Consider the following 21,821-nt stretch of genomic DNA (forward strand, 5'->3'; position numbering starts at 1 on the left):
CTGTGGCCGGTGTCACAGGGGGCGTTGTCAGGCGCGCAGTTCGGCTTCCAGCCGTTCCAGGTCGGCCACGACGGCGGCCCGCTTGGGTGAGCGCGGCGGCAGGAGGCGGAGCGCGGCGCGGCGGATTCCGACGTCGTCACTTGCCTCGGGAAGCGCGGCGTACTTGAGCAGGGACTCGGCACTTCCATCCGTGAGGACGGCCTCCCGGAGCAGGGACGAGACCCTGTTCCTCAGCTCGATGATGCCGGGCGCCTCGGAGCGCGGGAGCACGCCGCCGCGGTAAATCTCCAGGGCAATCCGGTGTGCACCGCGCTGCAGGCAACTAAGCACCTGGCCGGTGTCCGGCACCAGGTCGACAGGCAGCCGGTAGGGGCGCGAGCCGGGAACAGCGTCCGGGGAAAGCTGTTGGATGACCTTGCGCAGGCGGACCATCTCGGCGCGCAGCGTCATGGTAGGGCCGTCCCCGGGATACAGCAGAGAGCTGAGTTCCTCCGCGGTGAGCCCGTCCGGGTGGGTGCTGAGCAGGGCCAGGATCTCGCTGTGCCGGGCGGACAGCGAAACCGTCCTGCCGCCCAGGCTGAGCAGCGCCTGGTCGCGGCCCAGCAGCTGCAGGCTGTTCCGGTAGAGGCTGCCTTCCTTGGCACCCTGGCCCTGCCTGCCGGCGGACGCCGGGGACCGCCGTCGTACGGGCTTCCTGGCCAGCTCCGCCGCGCGCTGCAGGCGCTCCACCCGCAGCTGCGCCTGCGCGGCCGCCACGGTGGCCTCCACCAGCGACAGCGTATGCGGCGCCACCGCGGTGGCTGTCCCGGTGATGTCCACGACGCCCAGCACGGCGCCTGAATCGGGGTCGTGGAAGGGGACGGCGGTGCAGCTCCAGGGATGGACGGCCCGCTGGTAGTGCTCGGCGCCGGCGATCTGGATCCCCTTGCCCAGGGCCAGGGCCGTTCCCGGGGCACTGGTGCCAACACTGGCCTCGGACCAGTCGGCACCGGGGACGAACATCATGCCTTCGGCGCGGCGCTGGAGCGTGGGGTCGCCGTCCACCCACAGGAGCCTGCCCACCTCATCGCCTACGGCCACCAGGAGGCCGCTGTCATGGCTGGGCTGGACCAGGAGTTTGTTGATGACCGGCATGATCGCTGCAAGGGGTGCTGCCGGCGGTAGTCCTCCAGCTCGTCCCAGTCGAAGGCAAGCGGCGCGGCCGCATTGTCAGGATTGGCTTTGAAGCCGGCGGACCGTAGCCACGATTCCCTGATGAGTTTGCGCAGGCCGGGGATTTCGGGCGTGGCATCGCCCAGGCCCGGCATCTCTGGAATGGCACCGTCCAGGCGCTCGTGACCTGCCAGCGCGGCGCGCTGGCGCGGTTCAGGCTGGAGCAGGTTCGTCATCGAACTCCCGGAAAGTGCAGGCTTCTGGCGCGGCTAGTCTAGCCGTACCAGTTCCTCCAGCGCATCCACCCCTGCCACTGCTCCACCCGCGGCAGCGTAGCCCTCCGCAACCCGCCGCGCCCCCGGCGCCTTGGTCCGGGCCTGGTGGACGGCGGCGCGGAGCCTTTCCGGGGTGAGGTGCTTCCGGCTCAGCCGCACCCCGGCGTCGGCGGCCACCACCCTCGCCGCCACCTCGTGCTGGTCCCTGCCGAACGGAACCACCACCACGGGCACCCCTTTGGCGAGCGCCTTCTGCGTCGCCCCCATGCCGCCGTGCGTGATGGCGACGGCGGCGCGGTCAAGGACGGGACCGTGCGGCACGAAGTGTTCCAGCCGGGCATTGGCCGGGACGGACGCAAAGGCTTCGGCGCCGGATGCCCGGTGCGCCCCGGCGGACCCGGTGTCCGCTGCCGGCAGGGTGGCCACCACGGTGAAGGGTTCAGCGGCCAGGCCGGCCAGCGCCGCCCGTACCAGGGCTTCGTCGGCCTGGTATTCGGAGGATGTGGTCACCAGGACCACGGGGTCCTGGCCATCCCCGAGCCAGGAGGGAGGCTCCGCGGGCGGTTCCCAGCCGAGCGCGCCGATCATCCGCACGTCCGGCCCCCAGTCCGGATGGGGATACTCGAACGGCTGCGACGTGGCCACAAGCATCAGCAGCGCGGTGCGGAACATCTCGTCCGCACCGCTGACGGGTGGCAGTTGGCCGGCGGACAGCTCAGCCCGCAGCGCGTTGATGTGCGGCAGCATCAGCTTTTCCACGGCGCCGGTCACCAGGCGGCGGGCCAGTGCATCACGGGCCCTCCCCAGCGGGCCGGACATGGGGGCAAGCCCGGGTCCGAACGGCGGCGTTCCCCTCGACTGGAGCGGCGGGGTGTAGGGGCTGAAGGTGGCCCACGGCAGCCCCGAGGATTCGGCCTGGATGCGGGCTCCCCAGGCGTTGATGTCGATGAGCAGCAGGTCCGGGCGAACGTCATCAATGGCCTGCTGCAGGTCCGGGGCGTCGAACCGGGCGCGGGCCGTGAAGGTCTCCACGCTGGAAGCCAGGGCCGCCTTCGCGTTGTTGGCGCGGTAGTCAGTGGCCTCGACCGCAAGTATCCGGTCATCCACCGGTCCGGCATGGAACCCCGCCTCCATGAGCAGCGGGACCTGCCGGCGCAGGGTACGGACGTGGACACCATGGCCGCGGGCCTTCAGCTCCTGGAGCAGCGGGACCATGGGGAAAAGGTGGCCGATGGCGGGAGAGGTGTAGGCAAGGACGGTGGACATCAGGGCCTCCGGATGAAGGGTTCCAGCATTTCGAGCAGGCAGTGGGCCACGTGGTCGCGGCTGAGCCCGGCATCGAGGCGCAGCAGCTTCCAGGTGTAGACGTCGCAGACGGCGACGAACTGGGCAAGGCGGCGCTTCCGCTCTACCCCGTCCGGCAGGAAGTCATCTGCGAGGAAGGGCGCGAAGACGCGTTCGCACCACTGCCGGTGGAGCTGCCGGCCGCCTTCGGTGATCTCTGCGAGGACAGGGGACGTTTCCTCCTCGGCCAGCATCTTCAGGGCCAGGGCGCCGGTGGTTTCGTAGTGTTCCAGGAGATTGTCGACGGCGGCGGGTACGTCGCCGGGAGGAGCGGCACCGCGCTGGCCGGCAACCTGCGCTGACGCGAATTCCGCCGTGGCGTGGATCAGGCCCGGGCGGTCGCCGAAGCGGCGGATGACGGTCTGGACGGTCACCCCGGCCCGTTCAGCAACGGCGTTCAGCGTCACGCCGGCGAGCGGCCCCTCCATGAAGAGGTCCAGCGTTGCCTGCAGGATCCGGCGCCCGGTTGCGGCGGCAGAGGCCGCACGCTTCCGGGAGTCGTAGGCACGGGTTCCCGCCATATTCATGTTAATCAGACTAACTTGAATACGGCTCTGAGGCCAGAGGTCACAGGGCCAGGTTTACAACCAGGGCCCGCCCGACCCATCAGATGGCCCCTTCACGGCCAGAGCCTCCAGCTGCCCGTCCGCGCTTCCAACAAGCAGTGAGAGGCGGCTGCGAAAGTGGCAGGCCTGCTCTTTGGGGGTTTTCGCCTCTCCCAGAGGGCGCAGCCACAGTGCAATGTTCACGTAGTACTGCAGTCCATACTGCGATTTCTGCAATTCGGCCACAGTGATCACGTCATCGGTGTCGCGGTACCAGGATCCGCTGTGCTTCGAGAATCCCGCACCCTTCATGAAGCCGTCAAAAGTGGTTTGAATGACGTTCCTGCTCATGGCCCTCCCTAAGTAACCACCTGCTGGTGGAGTGCGGCCGGAGTCAGCCGCGGGAGATGCGGATCATGTCCTCGCGCGGCACCACTTTGATCCGTTCGCGCACCACGTGGTCCAGGCCTTCGGGTCCGGTCCAAGCGGCCCCGAGTCCAGCCTCATGGGCGTCGAGCTTGTTCCACCCTTCCCAGGTGGTGTATTCGATACCGCGTTCCTCGAGCAAGTCGATGATGGCCAGCGGGTCCGGGTTTTGTGCAGCGGGGAGGTTCGGCCGGTCCTCCAGCAGGAAGCCGATGGTCTCCAGCGCATCGCCCTTGGTGTGGCCGATGAGCCCGACGGGTCCGCGCTTGATCCAGCCCGTAGTGTAGATGCCCGGGACGGGGTTCCCGTCGGCATCCAGGACGCGTCCGCCCTCATTGGGGATGACGCCGCGCTTGGCGTCGTACTCCAGTTCGTCCAGGGCGGAGCCGTGATAGCCGATGGCCCGGTAGACAGCCTGGACGTTGTATTCGACGTACTCCCCGGTGCCCTTGGCGTTGCCGGTCCCGTCCAGCTGCATGCGCTCAAACTTGATGCCACCCACCCTGCCCGTGCCGTCGTCGAGCACTTCCACGGGGCTGTGCAGGAAGTGCAGGTGCAGCCTGCGGGAGGAGGGGCTCTCCGACTCCGCGTGCTCCTCAACCAGCCAATTGGTGAGCGTGTTCACCATGGTCTTGACCTGGTTGTTGCTGCGGATGGCCTCATCCGAGGCCTCGTCGAATTCAAAGTCCTCCGGATACAGGACGATGTCCACGTCGTCCATGTGGCTCAGCTCGCGCAGTTCCAGCGGGGTGAATTTAACCTGGGCCGGTCCGCGGCGGCCGAAAACGTGGACGTCCGTGACGGGCGAGGACTTCAGGCCCTGGTAGACGTTGTCCGGAATCTCGGTGCTCAGCAGCTCCTCGGGGTGCTTGATCAGCATGCGGGCCACATCCAGGGCCACGTTGCCGTTGCCGATGACGGCGATTTCCCTGGCCTCGAGCGGCCATTCCCGGGGAACATCGGGGTGCCCGTCGTACCAGGACACGAAGTCGGCGCCGCCGAACGAGCCCTGGAGGTTGATGCCGGGAATGTCCAGGTCCGCGTCCTTCACGGCGCCCGTGGAAAAGATCACGGCATCATAGAAGGCCCGGAAATCGTGCAGGGTAAGGTCCCGGCCGTAGGTCACGTTGCCCAGGAACCGGATGTCCCCGCGGTCCAGGACCTTGTGCAGGGCGTTCACGATGCCCTTGATGCGGGGGTGGTCCGGGGCCACGCCGTAACGGATCAGTCCGTAGGGCGCGGGGTAGGCCTCGAAGAGGTCGATGCTGACCTGGAAGTCGCCGTCCTTCACCCCGCTGGACTTGGTGAGGATGTCCGCAGCATAGACTCCTGCCGGTCCTGCGCCGACGATGGCGACGCGGAGGGGACGGTTGGCGGTTTCGCTCTTGTTGGACACCGGGAGCCCTTCTGAACTGGTCCTGCTCACGTTTTATGAGACTGCGCCGCGTCATGCAGCGCACAGTCCCCCATTCTAGTTGGCGGCCAGGGCCACCACCTTGCCTTCGCGGTACAGGAGTGCCCGGAGTTCGGCCTCCGCCGAGTCCAGGCGCTTTGGATCGATGGTTTCGCCGTCATGGAAGTGGTCCAGGACGCGGGGGTCCACGTAGCTCTTCCGGGCGATGGAGGGTGTGTTGCCCAGCGTCTCCGCGGCCTCGTGCATGGCCCGGCTGATGGCCCGTTTCCGTTTGGCCGCCGTGCGCTGGGGGCCGGTCCGGGCAAGGCTTGCCGCCGCGGCCACCGTCCCGCGAAGGGTGCGGAAATCCTTGGCGGTGAAGTCCGATCCGGTCCGCTCCTTCACGTAGGCGTTGATGTCCGCGCTGGTGACCGGACGCCAGGTCCTGCCCTCCTTGTAGGCCAGGAGCCGGGCGTTGGGCCCGCGGCGCTTGAGGAGGCGCAGCACGACGGCGAGGTCCGGGTCGCGGATCTCCGATTCCCAGTCCTTGCCGCTCTTGCCCGGGAAGCGCAGCAGGATGCGGTCCTTGCGGACCTGGACGTGGGCGCACAGCAGGGTAGCCAGGCCCCGGCTGCCGTTTTCATTGGTGTAGCGTTCGGACCCCACGCGCAGGGATCCGCTGTCCAGCATCCGGAACGCGGCCGCCAGGACCCGCTCGCGGGTGAAGCCATCGCTGCGCAGGTCCATGGTGACCATGCGGCGTGCCGCGGGCAGCGATTCGGCCAGCTGGAGGGACCGGTCGAACTTCACCCGATCCTTACGCTCACGCCACTCCGGGTGGTAGATGTACTGGCGACGGCCCACCGCGTCCACCCCGGTGGCCTGGATGTGGCCGTTCTCAAACGGGGCAATCCAGACGTCCGTCCACGCGGGCGGGATGCCGATGCTCTCCAGCCGGTCACGGACGGGACCGGGCGGCAGGGTGGAGCCGTCCAGGTCCCGGTAACTGAAGCCTTTGCCTGCCGGTACCCTGCGGTAGCCGCGGCCCGAGGCGTTGCTGCGCCGGAGCCTCATGGGGCCGGCTGCGGGGTACGGGCACATGTCATGAAAGAAAGCCTACTGACTATTTTCCGGTTTTCCCGCCTGCGTCCCGGAATACCTGCCCGCGGGCTGCTGTTATGGAAAGCGTGCCCATGCCAGAAGGAACCCCCGTAGCCACCTCCCCCACGTCACGCTCCACGGCAGGTGATGCGGTGCCCGCGGGTCCCAAGGCAGTCGCCGGGGATTCGACGGCGGGAATGCTGTTCGGCATCGGCGCGTACGTTTTGTGGGGGCTGCTCCCGCTGTACTTCTTCATCCTGATGCCGGCCGGCGCCGTCGAGATCGTGGCCAACCGCGTGGTGTGGTCGCTCCTGTTCTGCGCCCTCCTGATCACGGTCACCCGGGCGTGGGGGTGCTGGCTGCGGCGCTGAAGGACCGCCGCGTGTTTGGTTCCCTGGCGCTGGCTGCTTTCCTGATCGCCATCAACTGGCTGACCTATACCTACGGCGTGACCACCGGGCAGGCGGTGGAAACGTCACTGGGCTACTTCATCAACCCGCTGGTCTCGGTGCTCCTCGGCGTGCTGGTCCTGAAGGAGAAGCTGCGTCCGCTCCAGTGGGCCGCGGTGGGCGTGGGCTTCGTGGCCGTGGGCGTCCTCACCTACTCCTACGGGAAGTTGCCGTGGATTGCGCTGACGCTGGCGTTCAGCTTCGGCCTGTATGGCTTCGTCAAGAACCGGGTGGGGTCGAGGGTGGACGCCATCACCAGCCTCAGCGTGGAGACCATGGTGCTGGCGCCGCTGGCCGCCGTGGCGATGGTGGTCCTGGCCGCGAACGGCAGCTCCACGCTGACTTCCCAGGGGCCCGGGCACTTCTGGCTGCTGCTGGCGTCCGGCGTGATCACCGCCGTTCCGCTGCTCTTCTTCGGCGCCTCCGCGCGGCGGCTGCCCATGACCACCATCGGGCTGCTGCAGTACTTTGCCCCCGTGCTGCAGTTCCTGGTAGCGCTGCTGGTGTTCCGGGAGGCCATGACCGTGGCGCGCTGGATGGGGTTCGGGGTGGTGTGGCTGGCACTGCTCCTGCTGACCCTGGACATGCTGCGGACGGCGCGCAGGAACTCGGTGGCCCGCCGGGCAGCGCTCCGCCAGGCCGCCTAGAAAGCGTCCGATGACAAAGAAGGTGGGCTCCCAACCGGGAGCCCACCTTCTTTGCGTTGCCGGAGGGAGTCGTTCCGGTTAGGCGTTGGCCTTGATGGCGGCGGCGAGGACATCCAGGCCGTCGTTCAGCAGTTCGTCGGTGATGACCAGCGGCGGCAGCAGGCGGATGACGTTGCCGTAGGTGCCGCAGGTGAGGATGATGACGCCTTCCTTGAGGCAGGCGGCGGCAACAGCCTTGGTCAGTTCCGGGTTCGGCTCCTTGGACCCTGCCTGGACAAGTTCGACGGCGAGCATGGCGCCGCGGCCGCGGACGTCGCCGATCACGGCGGTGCCGGAGCCGGCCAGTTCAGTCTGCAGGCCGCGGAGCCGGCCCAGCGCGAGTTCCTCGATGTGGCGGGCACGGCCGTTCAGGTCGTACTCCTCCATGGAGCCGATGGAGGCCAGCGCCGCGGCGCAGGCCACCGGGTTGCCGCCGTAGGTGCCGCCCAGGCCGCCGGGGTGGACGGCGTCCAGCAGGTCGGCGCGGCCGGTGATGGCGGACAGCGGCATGCCGCCGGCGATGCCCTTGGCCATGGTGATGATGTCCGGGACGACGCCCTCGTGGTTCACTGCGAACCATTCGCCCGTGCGGCAGAAGCCGGACTGGACCTCGTCCGCGATGAAGACGATGCCCTTTTCCTTGGCCCAGGCGGCCAGCGCGGGCAGGAACCCCTCGGCGGGAACGATGAAGCCGCCCTCGCCCTGGATGGGCTCGATGATGATCGCGGCCACCTGGTCGCCGCCGATCTGCTTCTCGATCATGGTGATGGCACGCTTGGCGGCCTCGGCACCGGTGATGGAGGGGTTTTCCTCGCGGTACGGGTAGCTCATGGGCATGCGGTAGACCTCGGGAGCGAACGGTCCGAAGTTGGTCTTGTACGGCATGGCCTTGGCGGTCAGCGCCATGGTCAGGTTGGTGCGGCCGTGGTAGGCGTGGTCAAAGGCGACGACGGCGTCCCGGCCGGTTGCCAGGCGGGCCACCTTGACGGCGTTTTCCACTGCTTCCGCGCCGGAGTTGAAGAGGACGGTGCGCTTTTCGTGGTCGCCCGGGGTGAGGCGGTTCAGCTGCTCGGCGACCGCCACGTAGCCTTCGTACGGGGTGACCATGAAGCAGGTGTGGGTGAAGTGCTCCACCGCTTCCTTGACGGCGCCGACGACGGCGGGATCGGACGCTCCCACGCTGGTCACGGCGATGCCCGAGCCGAGGTCGATGAAGGAGTTGCCGTCGACGTCGTGGATGATGCCGCCGTCGGCGTCTGCAACGTAGACCGGGACGCTGGAGGCGACGCCGGCAGCCACCACGGACTTGCGGCGTTCGGTCAGTGCCACGGACTTGGGGCCCGGGAAGTCGGCCTGGACGTTGCGCTTCTGCTCCAGGCGGTAGGTGATGTCTGATGCGGTGGTGGTCATGGGAAGGCCTTTCTTTGAAGCCTGGCGGTGGGTGGTTTTACGCGTCGAGGGCGGACATCACGTGCTTGATGCGCGTGTAGTCCTCCACGCCGTACATGGAGAGGTCCTTGCCGTAGCCGGACTGCTTGAAGCCGCCGTGCGGCATTTCGGCGGTGAGCAGGATGTGGGTGTTGATCCAGACGGCGCCGAAGTCCAGGTCGCGGCTCAGCCGCATGGCGGTGCCGTGGTTGGTGGTCCAGACACTGGAGGCCAGGGCGTAGTCCACGTCATTGGCCATGGCCACTGCCTCTTCTTCGGTGCTGAACTTCTGCACCGTGATGACCGGGCCGAAGGTTTCCTTCTGCACCACGTCGTCGGTCTGCTTTGCTCCGGTGATGATGGTGGGTTCGAAGAAGTAGCCCTTCTCCCCGCGCGGTGGCCGCCGGTTTCGATCCGGCAGTTGGCCGGCAGGTTCTCCACCACCGACGTGACGGCGTTGAAGTGGTTCACGTTGTTCAGGGGGCCGAAGTAGTTGTCTTCGTCGTTCTGCGAGCCGGTGTGCAGGGTCCTGGTGTGCTCCACCATGGCGGCCACGACGTCGTCGTGCACGGACTCCTCCACCAGCACGCGGGTGATGGCGGTGCAGTCCTGGCCGGCGTTGAAGAAGGCGAACTCGGCGATGGCCGCGGCGCTCTTCTTGATGTCGGCGTCCTTGAACACGATGGCCGGGGCTTTGCCGCCGAGCTCCAGGTGCGCACGCTTCAGGCCCTTTGCGGCACCGGAGGCAACGGCGATGCCGGCGCGCACGGAACCGGTGATGGACACCAGGCCGGGGACCTTGTGCTCCACCATCATGGCGCCTGTTTCGCCGGTGCCGAGCACCACGTTCAGCACGCCGGCCGGGAAGATGCCGCCGGCCAGGCGTGCCAGGACCAGGGTTGATTCGGGGGTGGTGTCCGACGGTTTCAGGACCACGGTGTTGCCGGCCGCGAGCGCGGGGCCGATCTTCCAGATGGCCATCAGGAACGGGTAGTTCCAGGGCGCCACCTGGGCCACTACGCCGATGGGTTCGCGGCGGACGTAGGAGGTGTGGCCCTCGAAGTACTCGCCCGCGGACTTGCCTTCCATGATGCGGGCGGCGCCGGCGAAGAAGCGGAGCTGGTCGGCGCCGGCAGCCACTTCCTCGGAGGCGATCAGGGAGCGGACCTGGCCGGTGTTGCGGTGCTGGGCTTCGACGAGCTCGTCGCTGTTGGCCTCGATGGCGTCGGCGAGCTTGAGCAGCATCAGCTGGCGCTGGCCCGGGGTGACATGCTTCCAGGTCCTGAAGGCGTCCTTGGCAGCCGCCATGGCGGCATCGACGTCCGCCTGCACGGAAACGGGGGCCTGCGCCACCACGTCGCCGTTGGTGGGGTTGACCACGTCCAGCAGGGTGGTGCCGGCGGGGGTGACGAACTTCCCGTTGATGAAGTTCTGCAAGGTTTGGACCACGGTGTGCAACCTCTTTCGTAAGGGCCATCGGCGGCCGGGCGGAGACCACGACGGATGGATGGAACTGCCTTGAGCCTATGCCAGCGCCCAAGCGGGGTGAATAGCCACCTGCACACCCTTGCCAAAGAGGTTTAGTGCGGTTGCCCAGCTCACGTTTATCCTTGCTTCATGGCCATTTCCCTTGCTGCCCTGGTGGGCGTGTCCTCCCTGAAGCTGTCCAAGGCGGGCGTGGCGGAGACTACCTGGAACCAGGACATCAACTGGGTTGCCGTCACGGAGCTGGAGGATCCCCAGCGGTTCCTCAACGGCGGCGAGCTGGTCCTCACCACCGGCCTGCGGCTGCGTTCTGCCCCTGAGCAGCGCCGTTTTGTCCGCCAGGTGCAGCGCGCCGGCGCGGTGGGCATCGGTTTCGGCGTGGGCCTTTCGCATGAGGCGGTGCCGCCGGCCCTCCTGGCGGAGGCCAACCGCTGGGGCCTGCCCGTGGTGGAGGTGCCGTACGAGACTCCCTTCATTGCCATCACCAAGCTGGTGGCGGACGCGCAGTCGGCGGACCACTACGCCAAGCTGGAACGGCTGATCGCAGGGCACCAGGTGCTGGCGCGGGCGCTGCTGACCGGCGGCGGACTTTCCGAGCTGTTGAAGAACCTGGGGGGCATGCTGCGTACCGACATCGCGCTCACGCAGTTCACGGCGCAGCTGTACAACAGCAGCACCGCCAGCCCGTCGGCGGAGACCTGGTCCAGCTATCCCGTCCCTACCGGGCGGCGCGATGCGTGCACGCTGTGGGTGCGCCAGCCGTTCGAGGACACAGGGATCATTGGCTACGCGCAGAACCTGATCAGCGTGGAGCTGAACAACATGGTCAAGCAGCGGCAGGCCCAGCGTGCCCTCTGCGGCCAGGTGCTGGAAGACGTGATCCACGGCGCGCTGGAGACCAGCGAGGCGCAGCGCCGCCTGGCCGGCGTGGGCGTGAACAGCACCCGCAAGAACGTGGTGCTGCTCGCTGTTTCGGCCGCCCATGGCAAGGCCCTGGGGAGCACCTCGGTGCCGCTGGAACTGGAAAAGGCCGTTGCCGCCGTCGTGGGCAAGGACCTGGTACTGGTGGTCAATGACGACGGCGGGACGGCGCCGGCGCTGGCACGGAAGCTCAGCGACCACCTCGCCGAAGCCGGGATCCACGCCACGATCGGCATCGGCGGGGCGTACACCAAGCCGAACGGCCTGCGCTGGAGCTACTTCGAGGCCCGGGACGCCGCCAGCCACGGCCTGCCCGTCAACGAACCCGAGCGGCTCAGCCTGACGTCGCTGCTGCTGGCCAGCGAGGATGTGCCGCTGGCGGATATGGCCCACGAATCACTGAACCCCCTGCGGTCCTTCGATGCCGCACACGGCTCTGAGCTGATGGCCACGCTGGAGAGCTACCTGAACAACAACGGCTCGGTGGCCGCGGTGGCGGAGGAGCTCACGCTGCACCGCAACACCGTCCGTTACCGGCTGGCCCAGATCACCGAACTGACGGGGTACGACCCCGCGGTCACCGCCGACCGCGTGCAGCTGTGGCTCGCCCTGGCCGTGGCCCGGTTGTCGGCCCGCCAGGGCCGGTAGGCAGGGAGGCGGAAAAGGGGCCGGCAGCGCCCTGCTGCCGGGTCAGATGACGCCGTGCCCCAACAGGTCGCGGGATTTCTTCCAGGCCTTCCGGAAGCCGGCCCGGGCTGCCAGCATCCGTTCTTCCTGCCGGCTGAGCAGGTGGGCATAGATGCCTGCGGCGGCCGCGTCGGTGTTGTCGGCGGCGACACCGGCAAGCAGGTCGCGGGCCACTGCGGCGTCCTGGAACCTGCCCAGGATCTTTTGCTGCCGGCGGGCGGCCTTTGCCACCTTGCCCGCACGCTTGCCATGCACCAGCGCGGCTGATTCGGCCACGTGGCGCAGCCGCTTGGCGTCCTTGCGGACACGGTGGAGGGCAAGTTCCTGTTCCCTGCCGCGCCGTGCCCCCTTGGCAGCCTTGCGTGAGCGGCGCAGCCGTTTGGCGGCCTTGTCCACCGCCTTTGCCGCCGCCCGCCGGCCGGGCGTAACCGCTTCGGCCCGCACCGGTGGGTTGTCCCGGAAGTCCTCGAGCTTGTCCAGGAGCCGGAAGTAGCGCTCCGTTCCCAGGGCTTCGCGCAGGAGCCGGTACGCGTCGTCGTAATCGGCGGCCGTGCGCTGTTCCAGCCCTGCCGTTGCTCCCGCAACACCGTCCCCGGGCGGCAGCCCGGCCAGCTCTCCGCGGAGCTGCTCCCGCAGGACTTCAGCGTCGCGCGGCCGGCCCAGCAGCTGGCCCAGCCACTTCAGTTCGCTCCGCAGCTTGCGCACCGGCGACGCCCGGTACAGCCTCCCGTAGGCGCCCAGGACCGAGCGGATCCGGCGCGTTGCCGAGCGCATGGCATGGACCGCCTCCGGCTCCTCGTCCCGGACAGCGGCGTCGGTGGCAAGGATCTGCTCAATCTGCGCCCCCACGTACACGGTGACGACGGCGGCTGCGGGGGCACGCTTTCCCGCCAGCAGCGCCGGGCTGCCTTCGTCGCCGGCGGGGCCGGCGGCGTCCCCGCTGCCGGCGGTCCGCGTTCCGGCCGCCTTGCCCGGTCCCAGTGCGCGGGCCAGCTTGGAGGCATGGCCTGCGGGGCGGGCGCCGGCAGCGGCAAGCAGTTCCTCCACCGGGCCAAAGAGGCCTGGGTCGCCGTGGACCAGTTCCAGTTCCCACTCGCGCCACTGCTGCCGGGTGGCTGCGGCCCCATCCTGCAGCCGTTCGGCGGTGACCTGGTCGTCGGCGAGGTCGGCGAGGTGCACGCCGTCGTCACCGTACAGGGGGTAGGTGGTGCGCCGCGTGTGCAGTCGGACCACCGGCACCGGGACGGCACCCCTGAGGTAGGCATGCAGGTGGGTGAGCAGGGCGTCCGGGACCACGTCCGGGCGGCCCAGGGGTGCGTGCAGTTCCGTGCGTTGCTGCGGGCCTTCCCCGGCTGCGGCGGCGGCCTGGGGTGGCAGCTTCAGATGCCACCCGGCGTCCTTCCCGCCCGTTCGCCGGCGGAGGGTGATGCGCCGGGCGGCGAGGGAATGCTTTGGCGTGTCGAAGTAGACCGCTTCAAGGAGATCGGTATGCGGCTTGCCCATGCGGGCCACCCCTGCCGCCTGCTCCAATGCGGGCACTGCGGCGCCAGTGTCGACGTCGTATTTTTTCTCGATCTCGAGTCCCCGGGAAGCCTCCACAGCCGTCCTTCCGCACCACCTGGTCCGCGCCAGGCCCTCCGACAGTCCGTTGGCAGTCTATTGCAGCGGCGCCGGACCGGGAGAGGTTGGCCACAAAAGCGCAAACATCAAACGTCTAACCTTTAGTGTGGAGGGTATGTCCGCCACTCCCCCGCTTCCCCGCCCGCAAGCATCCAGGCGCCCACCGCAGCCCCCGCCGCGCCGGCACCCGGCATGGCGCCTGCCAAGCCACGCTCCGCCGTCGTGTTCGGTGTCATTGCGTTGGTGCTGATCGGGCTGAACCTCCGCGCGGGCATCACCGGGGCGTCAGCCCTGCTGCACGACCTCCAGTCGGTACTGGGCTACGGGGCGTTGGTGGCGGCCATCATTCCGTCGATTCCCACACTCTGCTTCGCGGTGGCCGGCGCCGCGACGTCCTGGCTCAGCGGCAAGGTGGGTGTGGAGAAAGCCATCCTGCTGTCGCTGGCCCTGCTGGCCGGCGGCCTGTTGCTGCGCGGCATCCCCGCCACCGGCATGCTCGTGGCCGGCAGCGTGGTGGGCATGTCCGGACTGGCCATCTGCAACGTGGCCATGCCGTCCTTCATCCGCGAGCACTTCGCCTCCCGCACCTCGCTCATGACCGCCGTCTACACCGTGACCATGACCACCGGTGGCACCCTGACCTCCGTCCTGGTCGTACCCCTGGCCCAAGCCCTCGGATCCCCGTCCGCCGCGGTGGGCGCCGTGGGCATCGCTGCCGTGGCCGCCTTCCTGGGGTTCCTGCCCGTGGCACTGCACGCGCACCGCAACGCCGCCCCGGCCACGGGCCTGCGCGTGTCCCCCTGGCCGCTGTTGCGGACCCGCAAAGGTCAACTCCTCACCGCGATCTTTGCCCTTCAGGCCCTGCTCGCATACGCCCTGCTCAGCTGGTTTCCGTACATGCTCACCACCATGGGCCTGAGTGCCTCGGACAGCGGACTGATGTTCGGGCTCATGCAGCTGGTCTCGGTTCCGGCGGGCATGGTGCTGATCGCCATCGGTTCCCGCCCGCGGATGCTGCGCCCGGCGTTCTACCTGGTGAGTATCACCATGGCCGTGGGAATCCTGGCGCTCCTGGTCCTTCCCGTGGAGCTGGCAGCCGTCCCCGCCGTCCTGCTGGGCTTTGGCCTGGGCATCTTCCCGCTGGTGATGGTCATGATCAGCCGCAGCGGCACCAGCACCGCCGAAACCACTGCACTGTCCACGCTGGCCCAGTCGTCGGGCTACCTGCTGGCCACGGTGGGCCCGTTCGGCATGGGCCTGCTGCACAGCGCCACGGGCGGCTGGATCCTGCCGCTGGTGCTGCTGCTGGCACTGGCCCTGGTACAGATTGTGGTATCCCACCTGATTACCGGCCGCGCCATGACCGGAAAGCCCGCAGGGGCAGCTCCGGTCCGGGCTGCGGATGGAAGGAAGTAACGCCATGTCCCTGAGCCCGTCAGTCCGGCCGCCGCTCGCCGCCGAAGTCACGGCCAAGCTGCGCGGGATGGTCCACTCCGGCGAGTGGGCCCTGAACCAGCGCATCCCGCCCGAACCGGAACTCATGGCCCGGCTCGGCGTCTCCCGCGGGACCCTCCGTGAAGCGGTCAAGGCCCTTGCCCACGGCGGCATGCTGGAGGTCCGGCGCGGGGACGGCACCTATGTGCGCGCCACAAGCGAGATGTCCGGCGCCGCGCAGCGGATGTACCAGGACCACACCGAGCAGCACATCCTTGAGGTGCGGCTGGGCCTGGACACCCAGGCGGCCCGGCTGGCCGCCCGCAATGCCACGGACGACGACGTCACGGCCCTGCGTGCCCTGCTCGCCAACCGGGACCAGGCCTGGAACAACGGGGACGTCGAAGCCTGGGCGGACGCCGACTGGCACTTCCACGAAGGCATCGCCCGGGCGTCCGGGAACCCGCTGCTGCACGAGCTCTACGCCAGCTTCGGAACCGCGTTCCACCAGGATCTCCTCACACAGCAGCGCCGGCCCGGCTTCAACGGGCTTCCGCGGGACGGCCACGAGACGCTGCTCGCTGCGATCGAGCGGCGCGATGAGGACGCTGCCGTCGCCACGGTGAACCGGAACCTGAACTCCTGCGCGGAGTGGCTGGCCGAGTAGTCCCGGCGGCACACCCTGCGGGGAAGGGCCCGCTCCGGGGTTTCCGCACCCCCAAACCATCAGTAGGCTTACCATCTGACGAAGGTTGTTCTGCCCTGCGCCGCATCCCGTGGCGCAGGGCACCCTCCGGACGATGAGGAGTACCCATGGCGCGATCAACACGCCTTAGTGATCAAGAGCTGGGCAACGAGCCCCTCCGGCAGGCGCAGGACGGTGCAGCGGCTGCCGATGGGGCACATGCCGATGCCGGGCGGCCGGGCGGTGCAGCCCGCCAGGGTCAGCGCGCAGGCACCATCGGGAAAGCATCGGGCTCCAGGCCGCCGGGCGCGCTCTGGTCTGACGGCCTGGGCAGGGCAGGCACCCGCGCAGCCCAGGTTCTGCTGGTTGTTCTGGTGGTCGCCGTCTCCGTCTTCGCACTGATGCAGATCAAGCTCCTGGTGATCCCCGCCCTGATCGCCCTGATCCTGGCAGCAGCGATCGGCCCGTTCGTGAACATGCTCCGCCGCCGCGGGATACCGGGCGGCCTGGCTACCGGCATGGCGTTCGTGGCGCTGCTGGTGATCCTGGCCGGCGTGTCCACCGTCATCTATTTCTCCGTCCGGAACCAGTGGGGCGAACTGGCGGCGCAGGCCTCCTCCGGCCTCGACGAGCTGGAGCAGTTCCTGCTGACGGGGCCCATCCCCATCGAGCAGGAACAGCTCAACCAGGCACGGGAGGCGGTGGTTCAGTTTGCCACCAGCAGCCAGGTCCGCTCCGGCGCGGTCACCGGGCTGTCCGTGGTGACCGAATTTATTGCCGGGGCCAGCCTCATGGTGGTCATCCTGTTCTTCTTCCTCAAGGACGGCGCCAAGATCTGGGACTTCTTCCTCCGCCCCTTCTCCGGCCAGCGTGAAGCCAAGCTGCGCCGGTCCGGACGCCGCACGCTCGAGGTTTTGGGCGGCTACGTCCGCGGCACCGCGATCGTGGCCCTGGTGGATACAGTGGCCATCGGTGCGGCGCTGCTGATCATGCAGGTACCGCTGGCCATTCCGCTGGCCATCATCGTCTTCATTACCGCCTTCATCCCGCTGGTGGGGGCAACGGTCGCAGGCATCCTGGCCGCCCTCGTGGCGCTTGTTGCCAACGGGCCGGTGGTGGCCCTCATTGTGGTGGCCGTCGTCGTCGCGGTCAACCAGCTGGAGGGCGACCTCCTGCAGCCGGTCGTCATGGGCAAGTCACTTCAGCTCCATGCCCTGGTGATCCTCATGGCATTGACTGCCGGCACCATCCTGGCAGGGATCGTGGGCGCGGTCCTGTCCGTGCCGCTGGCGGCGGTGGCCTGGGCCATCATCCAAGTGTGGACAGCCGAGGACCCGGACCTGAAGGACATGAACCCGGACCTGCCCCCGGCCAATACGCAACCGGTCTAGCGGACTCCGCCCCAAGCACCCCGGACACGGCGGCGGCCCGGCACTTACGTGCCGGGCCGCCGTCGTCAGCTTTACTGCGCGTCCGCCCTACTCGCCGCGGAGGCCTGCAAACACGTTCTTGGGCCGCTGCATCTCGCCGTGCTTGGCGCCGAGGATGATCACCAGGGCAGCGAAGCCGGGGATGGCCCACTGCAGGAGCTTGAGCTGCTGCTGGGCCGTCTTCAATTCGTCCGAGGCCGCGCCGTGCGGCTCCGTTGCGCCTTCGGCGCCTTCACCGGCAAGCTTTTCCACCTTCTTGCCCAGGATGCCCGAGTACAGGGTCACCGCGGCGCCCACCACGGTGACCGCCGTCTTGATGACGGTGTCGCGGGCCACGCCCTCCTGCTTGGCGATGCGGCCCTTGTTCTCCCAGGCGATGGCGAGGTCCGCCACCAGGTGGGAGGCGAAAGCCGCCGTCTGGAACGGCGCCCACTTCATCCAGCCGGCACTGGAAAGCCGGGTGCGCTCGGCGGGGTCCTTGGCCTGGGCCGCCGCGCCGTTGAGTCCGATGGCGCCCATGAGTGATCCGCCAAACCATGCTGCCGCGGTCAGGTCGTGAACTGAACGGGCAATGAGGTTTCCTGCCATGATGTGCGTTCCTAACGTTGTGAACTGGTTCCGGGTTTTGCCGCTGTGCAGCGGACTTCGCTTGCCTGTTCCATCGAGGTATGGTGCGCCCATGGTAAGCACACTTACTAATATTACGAAACCCCGTCCCGGGCGGGGGCAACCGCGTAATATCGTCGCCATGGGAAAAACAGGAACATTGTTCGGCTGGGCCTTCGGGGACCCCGCCCGTGAAAGTGACGGCGGCTACGTGGACGGCCTGCAGCGCGAGGCGCTCAGGAATGCGCGGGAAACCGCCAAAGCCAAGGGCGTGGAGGCGGTCACCGGGTCCGAGGTGTTCACCGTCCTCAGCGCGGACGATTCCCTGGTGGAACTGGACAACGCCCCGGGCCAGCTGGTGGTCCGCTGCACCGTGCACGTGGAGGGACCGGGCGCGGAGAAGCTGAGGGCCGAAGGGCCCATGAACGGCTGAACCATGTCCGACGGCGATTCCACCCTCAGCCAGGCAGCAGACGCTGTCGAGGAGGCGTCCAACCACAAGGCCCTGGACGTCCTGGCCCGCACCGGATTTGCCGTCATGGCGGTGCTGCACATCATCGTTGGGGCCATCGCCGTTGCCATCGCCCTCGGCCATCCGGGCGATGCCGAACCCACCGGCGCCATCGCCCAGCTCGCGGACAACCCGTGGGGACCCGTGGTCATGTGGGGGTGCGTGGCGGCATGCCTGGGCCTTGCCCTGTGGCAGGCCAGCGAAGCGACGTTGCGCGCACGGAGCCTGGCACGCAAGGAACGGCTGGCCAAGCTGGTCTCCTCGGGATTCCTGGCCATCGCATACGGCAGTGTGGGCCTTACGTTCGCCGGCTTCGCCCTGGGCCAGCGCAGCGACTCGGGAGACAACACCCGGGACTTCAGTGCCAGCCTGATGGCCAACCCCCTGGGGCCGTGGGTCCTGGTGGCGCTGGGCCTGACCATCCTGGGCATCGGCATCTACTTCATCGTCAAGGGAATCCGTCGCGGCTTCAAGGAGGAGCTGTTCCACTTCGACGGCACCCGGCGCGGCAGGCTTATCGACAGCCTGGGCGTCACCGGCCATGTGGCCAAAGGGATAGCGCTGGACCTCACGGGCCTGTTGTTCGTGATCGCCGCGGCCAAGCACCGGCCCGAGGAATCCACCGGCCTGGACGGCAGCCTCAAGGCCCTGCAGCACCACCCGTTCGGGCCCACCCTCCTGGTGGCCATTGGCGCCGGCTTCATCGCTTACGGGATCTTCGCGCTGATCCGGGCCCGGTTCGGGCGCATGTAGTCCGCCGCTTTATGGGTAGGAAGGAAGTATGACCCAGCAGCCGCGCGTTCTTTCCACCGTCACCGGGAGTGCCGGGCAGGCCTTTGCCGCCCTCTTCCGGCTCCTCAAACTCGCGCGGCCGGACCGGCCTATCCACCCCCAGGGCCTGGGCCTGGCCGGACAGCTCACCAGGACCGGCAACCCCGCACAGCCCAGCGGCATCGACTGGCTCGATTCCCCGGGGACCGACCCGGTGGTGGCCCGCTTTTCACGGTCCCTGGGCCTGCCGCAGGCGCTGCCGGACATCCTGGGCCTGGCGCTCCGGGTTTCGCCGACCAGTGCTTCCGCCGGTTCCTCGACCCCTGCCGCTGCCTCCGGTACCAACCCCGCGGACGTCCTGTTTGCCTCCACCGGCTGGGGACTGCCGGGCAGGTTCCTCCTGATGCCGCGGCTGGACATTGCGGGAGCCACCCTGACCACGCTGATGCCGTACCGCGGCCGGACGGGCCCGGTGCTGTTGGGACTGCGGACGCTGAACCTGCCTTCGGGGTCGCCGGCCTCCGGCGAATGGGTGCTGGGACTGTCCTGGGCCAAACCCGGAGGGCCGTGGCGGGCGTGCGGTGAACTGCGGCTGAACGCGGGTGCGGACCCCGCGGACATCCCGCTGCGTTTCGACCCCCTTGAGAACCAGCCGCCGGGCGCCCGGACGTACGCCTGGACCCGCCGCCTGCGGAAGCCGTCCTACCGGGCCGCACGGCGGCCCGCACCTCCCGCCGTCGGACACTTGAAGGACCCCGGACACCCGACGGGGTCCGCCGAAGCACCCCACCAAAGCATGACCGGAACCGGAAGGAACTCCATGTCCACCGTCTCGCAGCTGTTCACCTCCCCGCGGCCGACGTCTGGCGGGTCATCGCCGACGGCTGGCTGTATTCCGGCTGGGTGGTGGGCGCATCCCGGATCAGGGACGTGGACGCCGAATGGCCCCGGCAGGGTTCCCGGCTGCACCACTCCGTGGGCGCCTGGCCGCTGGTGATTGATGACAGCACCAGTGTGGCGGCCGTCGAGCCAGGCCGCTCGCTGGAACTGGTGGCGCGGGGCTGGCCGATGGGCGAGGCCAAGGTGGAGATCACGCTGGAGGACCGGGGCGACCAGTGCCTGGTGACCATCGCCGAGGATGCCATCCGCGGGCCCGGCAGGCTGATGCCGAAATTCCTGCGGGACCCGTTGATTTCGGCGCGGAACCGGGAGACCCTGCGGCGCCTGGAGCTGATGGCCGTTGGCGGCGCTGGTAAGCAACAGGATTAGGGCATATTAAAGCAGGAACCGCGGGACCAATGGCCCCGCGGTTCCTGTCTGATGGTGCGTTGAATCCGTGCGTTAGACCTGCGCGGCCACACCGTCGCGGGAGATGTCCACCATGTCCTCGCGCGGCACCACCTTGATGCGCTCACGCTTGACCTCCACGCCGTGCGATCCCCCGGCCTCAGTGGCAGCTGCACCCAGTGCGAGTTCGTGCGCGTCCAGCGCCAGCCAGCCTTCCCAGCTGGTGAACTTCACGCCGCGTGCGTCGAGGAGTTCGGTGACGGCGTCCTCCTCCGGTGCCGAAGCGACGGGAAGGTTTTCGCGGTCTTCCAGCAGGTAGGTGACGGTCTCCAGGGCGTCGCCCTTGGTGTGGCCGATGAGGCCGACCGGCCCGCGCTTGATCCAGCCGGTGGCGTAGATGCCCGGCACGTGGTTGCCGTCGGAGTCCAGGACGCGGCCGCCGTCGTTCACCACAACGCCCTTCTTGTGGTCGAACTCCACGTCCGGGAGGGCGGAACCAAAGTAGCCGATGGCGCGGTAGACGGCCTGGACCGGGTAGTCCACGTACTCGCCGGTGCCGCGGGCGTTGCCGGTGCCGTCCAGCTCGGTGCGCTCAAACTTGATGCCGGCCACCTTGCCCGGGGTCTCGGCGTCGTCATAGATCTCCACCGGGCTGTGCAGGAAGTGCAGGTGCAGGCGGCGGGACGCCTTGAGCTCGGAGACGTCCTCGGGCTGCTCGGCAATCCAGTTGGTGAGCGTGCCCACCATGGTCTTGGTCTGGTTGTTGGTCTGGATCTGGCGGTCCGATTCCTCGTCGAACTCGAAGTCCTCCGGGTACAGGATGATGTCCACGTCCTTGGAGTGGGACAGCTCGCGCAGCTCCAGCGGGGTGAACTTGACCTGGGCGGGTCCGCGGCGGCCGAAGACGTGCACGTCGGTGACCGGGGAAGCCTTCAAGCCCGCGTAGACGTTGTCCGGGATCTCGGTGGTGAGGAGGTCGTCGGCATGCTTGGACAGCACGCGGGCCACGTCCAGGGCCACGTTGCCGTTGCCGATCACCGCGATTTCCTTGGCCTCGAGCGGCCATTCGCGCGGGACATCGGGGTGGCCGTCGTACCAGGAGACGAAGTCGGCGCCGCCGAACGAGCCCTCCAGCTCGATGCCGGGGATGTTCAGGTCCGCGTCCTTGATGGCGCCGGTGGCGAAGATGACGGCGTCGTAATGGGTCCGGAGGTCCTCGATGGTGAGGTCCGTGCCGTAGTCCACGTTGCCGAAGAAGCGGATGTCGCCGCGGTCCAGCACCTTGTGCAGGGCGTTCACGATGCCCTTGATGCGGGGGTGGTCCGGGGCCACGCCGTAGCGGATCAGGCCGTAGGGTGCCGGGTAGCGGTCAAAGAGGTCGATGCTGACGGTCAGCTCGCCGCTTTTGACGGCTTCGCTCTTGGTGAGGATGTCGGCGGCGTAGACGCCGGCCGGGCCGGAGCCCACGACGGCGACGCGCAGCGGACGCGCAGCAGATCCTACGGTGGTGCTGGATGACACGGCTGTGTTCCTTTTCTTCGTTCCGGCCCAACTGGCTCGCATTTGTTGTCGTTTTGACGGCTCA

17 protein-coding genes and 3 pseudogenes are annotated in these 21,821 nt (G+C 68.4%); 9 read left to right on the plus strand and 11 right to left on the minus strand.

Going from position 1 to position 21,821, the window contains the following annotated elements; genetic code table 11:
- Positions 1-27: 27 nt before the first annotated feature.
- The 6 genes and pseudogenes from OUO20_RS11715 to OUO20_RS11740 all read right to left on the minus strand — a co-directional run bounded on the left by OUO20_RS11715 (position 28) and on the right by OUO20_RS11740 (position 6,209).
- Positions 28-1,388, minus strand: a pseudogene (locus OUO20_RS11715) (GAF domain-containing protein).
- A 33-nt stretch (positions 1,389-1,421) separates the two neighbouring features.
- Complete coding sequence (locus tag OUO20_RS11720; protein ID WP_268001774.1) at positions 1,422-2,693, minus strand: glycosyltransferase; 1,272 nt, start codon at positions 2,691-2,693, stop codon at positions 1,422-1,424.
- Positions 2,693-3,298 (minus strand): TetR/AcrR family transcriptional regulator, encoded by a 606-nt coding sequence (locus tag OUO20_RS11725; RefSeq protein WP_134163934.1) that lies wholly within the window; start codon positions 3,296-3,298, stop codon positions 2,693-2,695. Before OUO20_RS11725 ends, OUO20_RS11720 begins: the two co-directional genes overlap by 1 nt.
- Positions 3,299-3,352: 54 nt before the next feature.
- Positions 3,353-3,667: a DUF4304 domain-containing protein gene (locus OUO20_RS11730; RefSeq protein ID WP_268001775.1), complete on the minus strand. Its 315-nt coding sequence runs from the start codon at positions 3,665-3,667 to the stop codon at positions 3,353-3,355.
- A gap of 43 nt (positions 3,668-3,710) precedes the next feature.
- The gene (locus tag OUO20_RS11735; RefSeq protein WP_268003423.1) at positions 3,711-5,138 is read right to left on the minus strand and encodes an FAD-dependent oxidoreductase; all 1,428 of its coding nucleotides are present in this window, start codon (positions 5,136-5,138) and stop codon (positions 3,711-3,713) included.
- Between the two features lie 75 nt (positions 5,139-5,213).
- Positions 5,214-6,209, minus strand: a complete 996-nt coding sequence (locus tag OUO20_RS11740) for a DNA topoisomerase IB (protein WP_134164166.1) — start codon at positions 6,207-6,209, stop codon at positions 5,214-5,216.
- Positions 6,210-6,328: 119 nt separating this feature from the next.
- Here OUO20_RS11740 and rarD point away from each other — a divergent pair.
- A pseudogene (gene rarD / locus OUO20_RS11745) lies at positions 6,329-7,332 on the plus strand (EamA family transporter RarD).
- Between the two features lie 78 nt (positions 7,333-7,410).
- Here the strand turns inward: rarD and gabT are convergent.
- The gene (gene gabT / locus OUO20_RS11750) at positions 7,411-8,781 is read right to left on the minus strand and encodes a 4-aminobutyrate--2-oxoglutarate transaminase (RefSeq protein WP_018769023.1); all 1,371 of its coding nucleotides are present in this window, start codon (positions 8,779-8,781) and stop codon (positions 7,411-7,413) included.
- 37 nt (positions 8,782-8,818) lie between these two features.
- Positions 8,819-10,248, minus strand: a pseudogene (locus OUO20_RS11755) (aminobutyraldehyde dehydrogenase).
- 168 nt (positions 10,249-10,416) lie between these two features.
- Between OUO20_RS11755 and OUO20_RS11760 the strand changes: the two are divergent.
- A complete protein-coding gene (locus OUO20_RS11760; RefSeq protein ID WP_018769021.1) occupies positions 10,417-11,853 on the plus strand; it encodes a PucR family transcriptional regulator in 1,437 nt (478 codons plus the stop codon).
- Between the two features lie 42 nt (positions 11,854-11,895).
- Here OUO20_RS11760 and OUO20_RS11765 read toward each other — a convergent pair whose 3' ends face one another.
- Positions 11,896-13,491, minus strand: a complete 1,596-nt coding sequence (locus OUO20_RS11765; protein WP_268001776.1) for a CYTH and CHAD domain-containing protein — start codon at positions 13,489-13,491, stop codon at positions 11,896-11,898.
- Between the two features lie 213 nt (positions 13,492-13,704).
- Between OUO20_RS11765 and OUO20_RS11770 the strand changes: the two genes are divergently transcribed.
- From OUO20_RS11770 to OUO20_RS11780, 3 genes are all read left to right on the plus strand, one after another.
- Positions 13,705-14,928, plus strand: coding sequence for an MFS transporter (locus OUO20_RS11770; RefSeq protein ID WP_268001777.1), 1,224 nt, complete (start codon positions 13,705-13,707; stop codon positions 14,926-14,928).
- A gap of 4 nt (positions 14,929-14,932) precedes the next feature.
- Entirely contained in the window at positions 14,933-15,613 is a 681-nt protein-coding gene (locus OUO20_RS11775; RefSeq protein WP_268001779.1) for a FadR/GntR family transcriptional regulator, read from the plus strand.
- 146 nt (positions 15,614-15,759) lie between these two features.
- A complete protein-coding gene (locus OUO20_RS11780; RefSeq protein WP_268001780.1) occupies positions 15,760-17,022 on the plus strand; it encodes an AI-2E family transporter in 1,263 nt (420 codons plus the stop codon).
- 87 nt (positions 17,023-17,109) lie between these two features.
- On the opposite strand, the gene OUO20_RS11785 is transcribed toward OUO20_RS11780, so the two are convergent.
- The gene (locus OUO20_RS11785) at positions 17,110-17,649 is read right to left on the minus strand and encodes a hypothetical protein (protein ID WP_018769016.1); all 540 of its coding nucleotides are present in this window, start codon (positions 17,647-17,649) and stop codon (positions 17,110-17,112) included.
- Between the two features lie 160 nt (positions 17,650-17,809).
- Here OUO20_RS11785 and OUO20_RS11790 point away from each other — a divergent pair, with 160 nt between their 5' ends.
- The 4 genes from OUO20_RS11790 to OUO20_RS11805 are packed head-to-tail and all read left to right on the plus strand — an operon-like array spanning position 17,810 to position 20,218.
- On the plus strand, positions 17,810-18,100 hold the full coding sequence (locus OUO20_RS11790; RefSeq protein WP_026265726.1) for a hypothetical protein: 291 nt from the start codon (positions 17,810-17,812) through the stop codon (positions 18,098-18,100).
- Between the two features lie 3 nt (positions 18,101-18,103).
- On the plus strand, positions 18,104-18,931 hold the full coding sequence (locus OUO20_RS11795) for a DUF1206 domain-containing protein (RefSeq protein ID WP_018769014.1): 828 nt from the start codon (positions 18,104-18,106) through the stop codon (positions 18,929-18,931).
- 28 nt (positions 18,932-18,959) lie between these two features.
- Positions 18,960-19,946 carry an SRPBCC family protein gene (locus OUO20_RS11800; RefSeq protein WP_268001782.1) on the plus strand — a complete coding sequence of 329 codons (987 nt, stop codon included), beginning with the start codon at positions 18,960-18,962 and terminating at the stop codon, positions 19,944-19,946.
- Positions 19,880-20,218, plus strand: a complete 339-nt coding sequence (locus OUO20_RS11805) for an SRPBCC family protein (RefSeq protein WP_268001783.1) — start codon at positions 19,880-19,882, stop codon at positions 20,216-20,218. The genes OUO20_RS11800 and OUO20_RS11805 overlap by 67 nt, the downstream gene beginning before the upstream one ends.
- 72 nt (positions 20,219-20,290) lie before the next feature.
- Here OUO20_RS11805 and OUO20_RS11810 read toward each other — a convergent pair whose 3' ends face one another.
- On the minus strand, positions 20,291-21,757 hold the full coding sequence (locus OUO20_RS11810) for an FAD-dependent oxidoreductase (RefSeq protein WP_134163943.1): 1,467 nt from the start codon (positions 21,755-21,757) through the stop codon (positions 20,291-20,293).
- Between the last annotated feature and the right edge of the window lie 64 nt (positions 21,758-21,821).

The organism is Arthrobacter sp. FX8, assembly GCF_026723805.1.
Classification (GTDB): Bacteria; Actinomycetota; Actinomycetes; order Actinomycetales; family Micrococcaceae; genus Arthrobacter.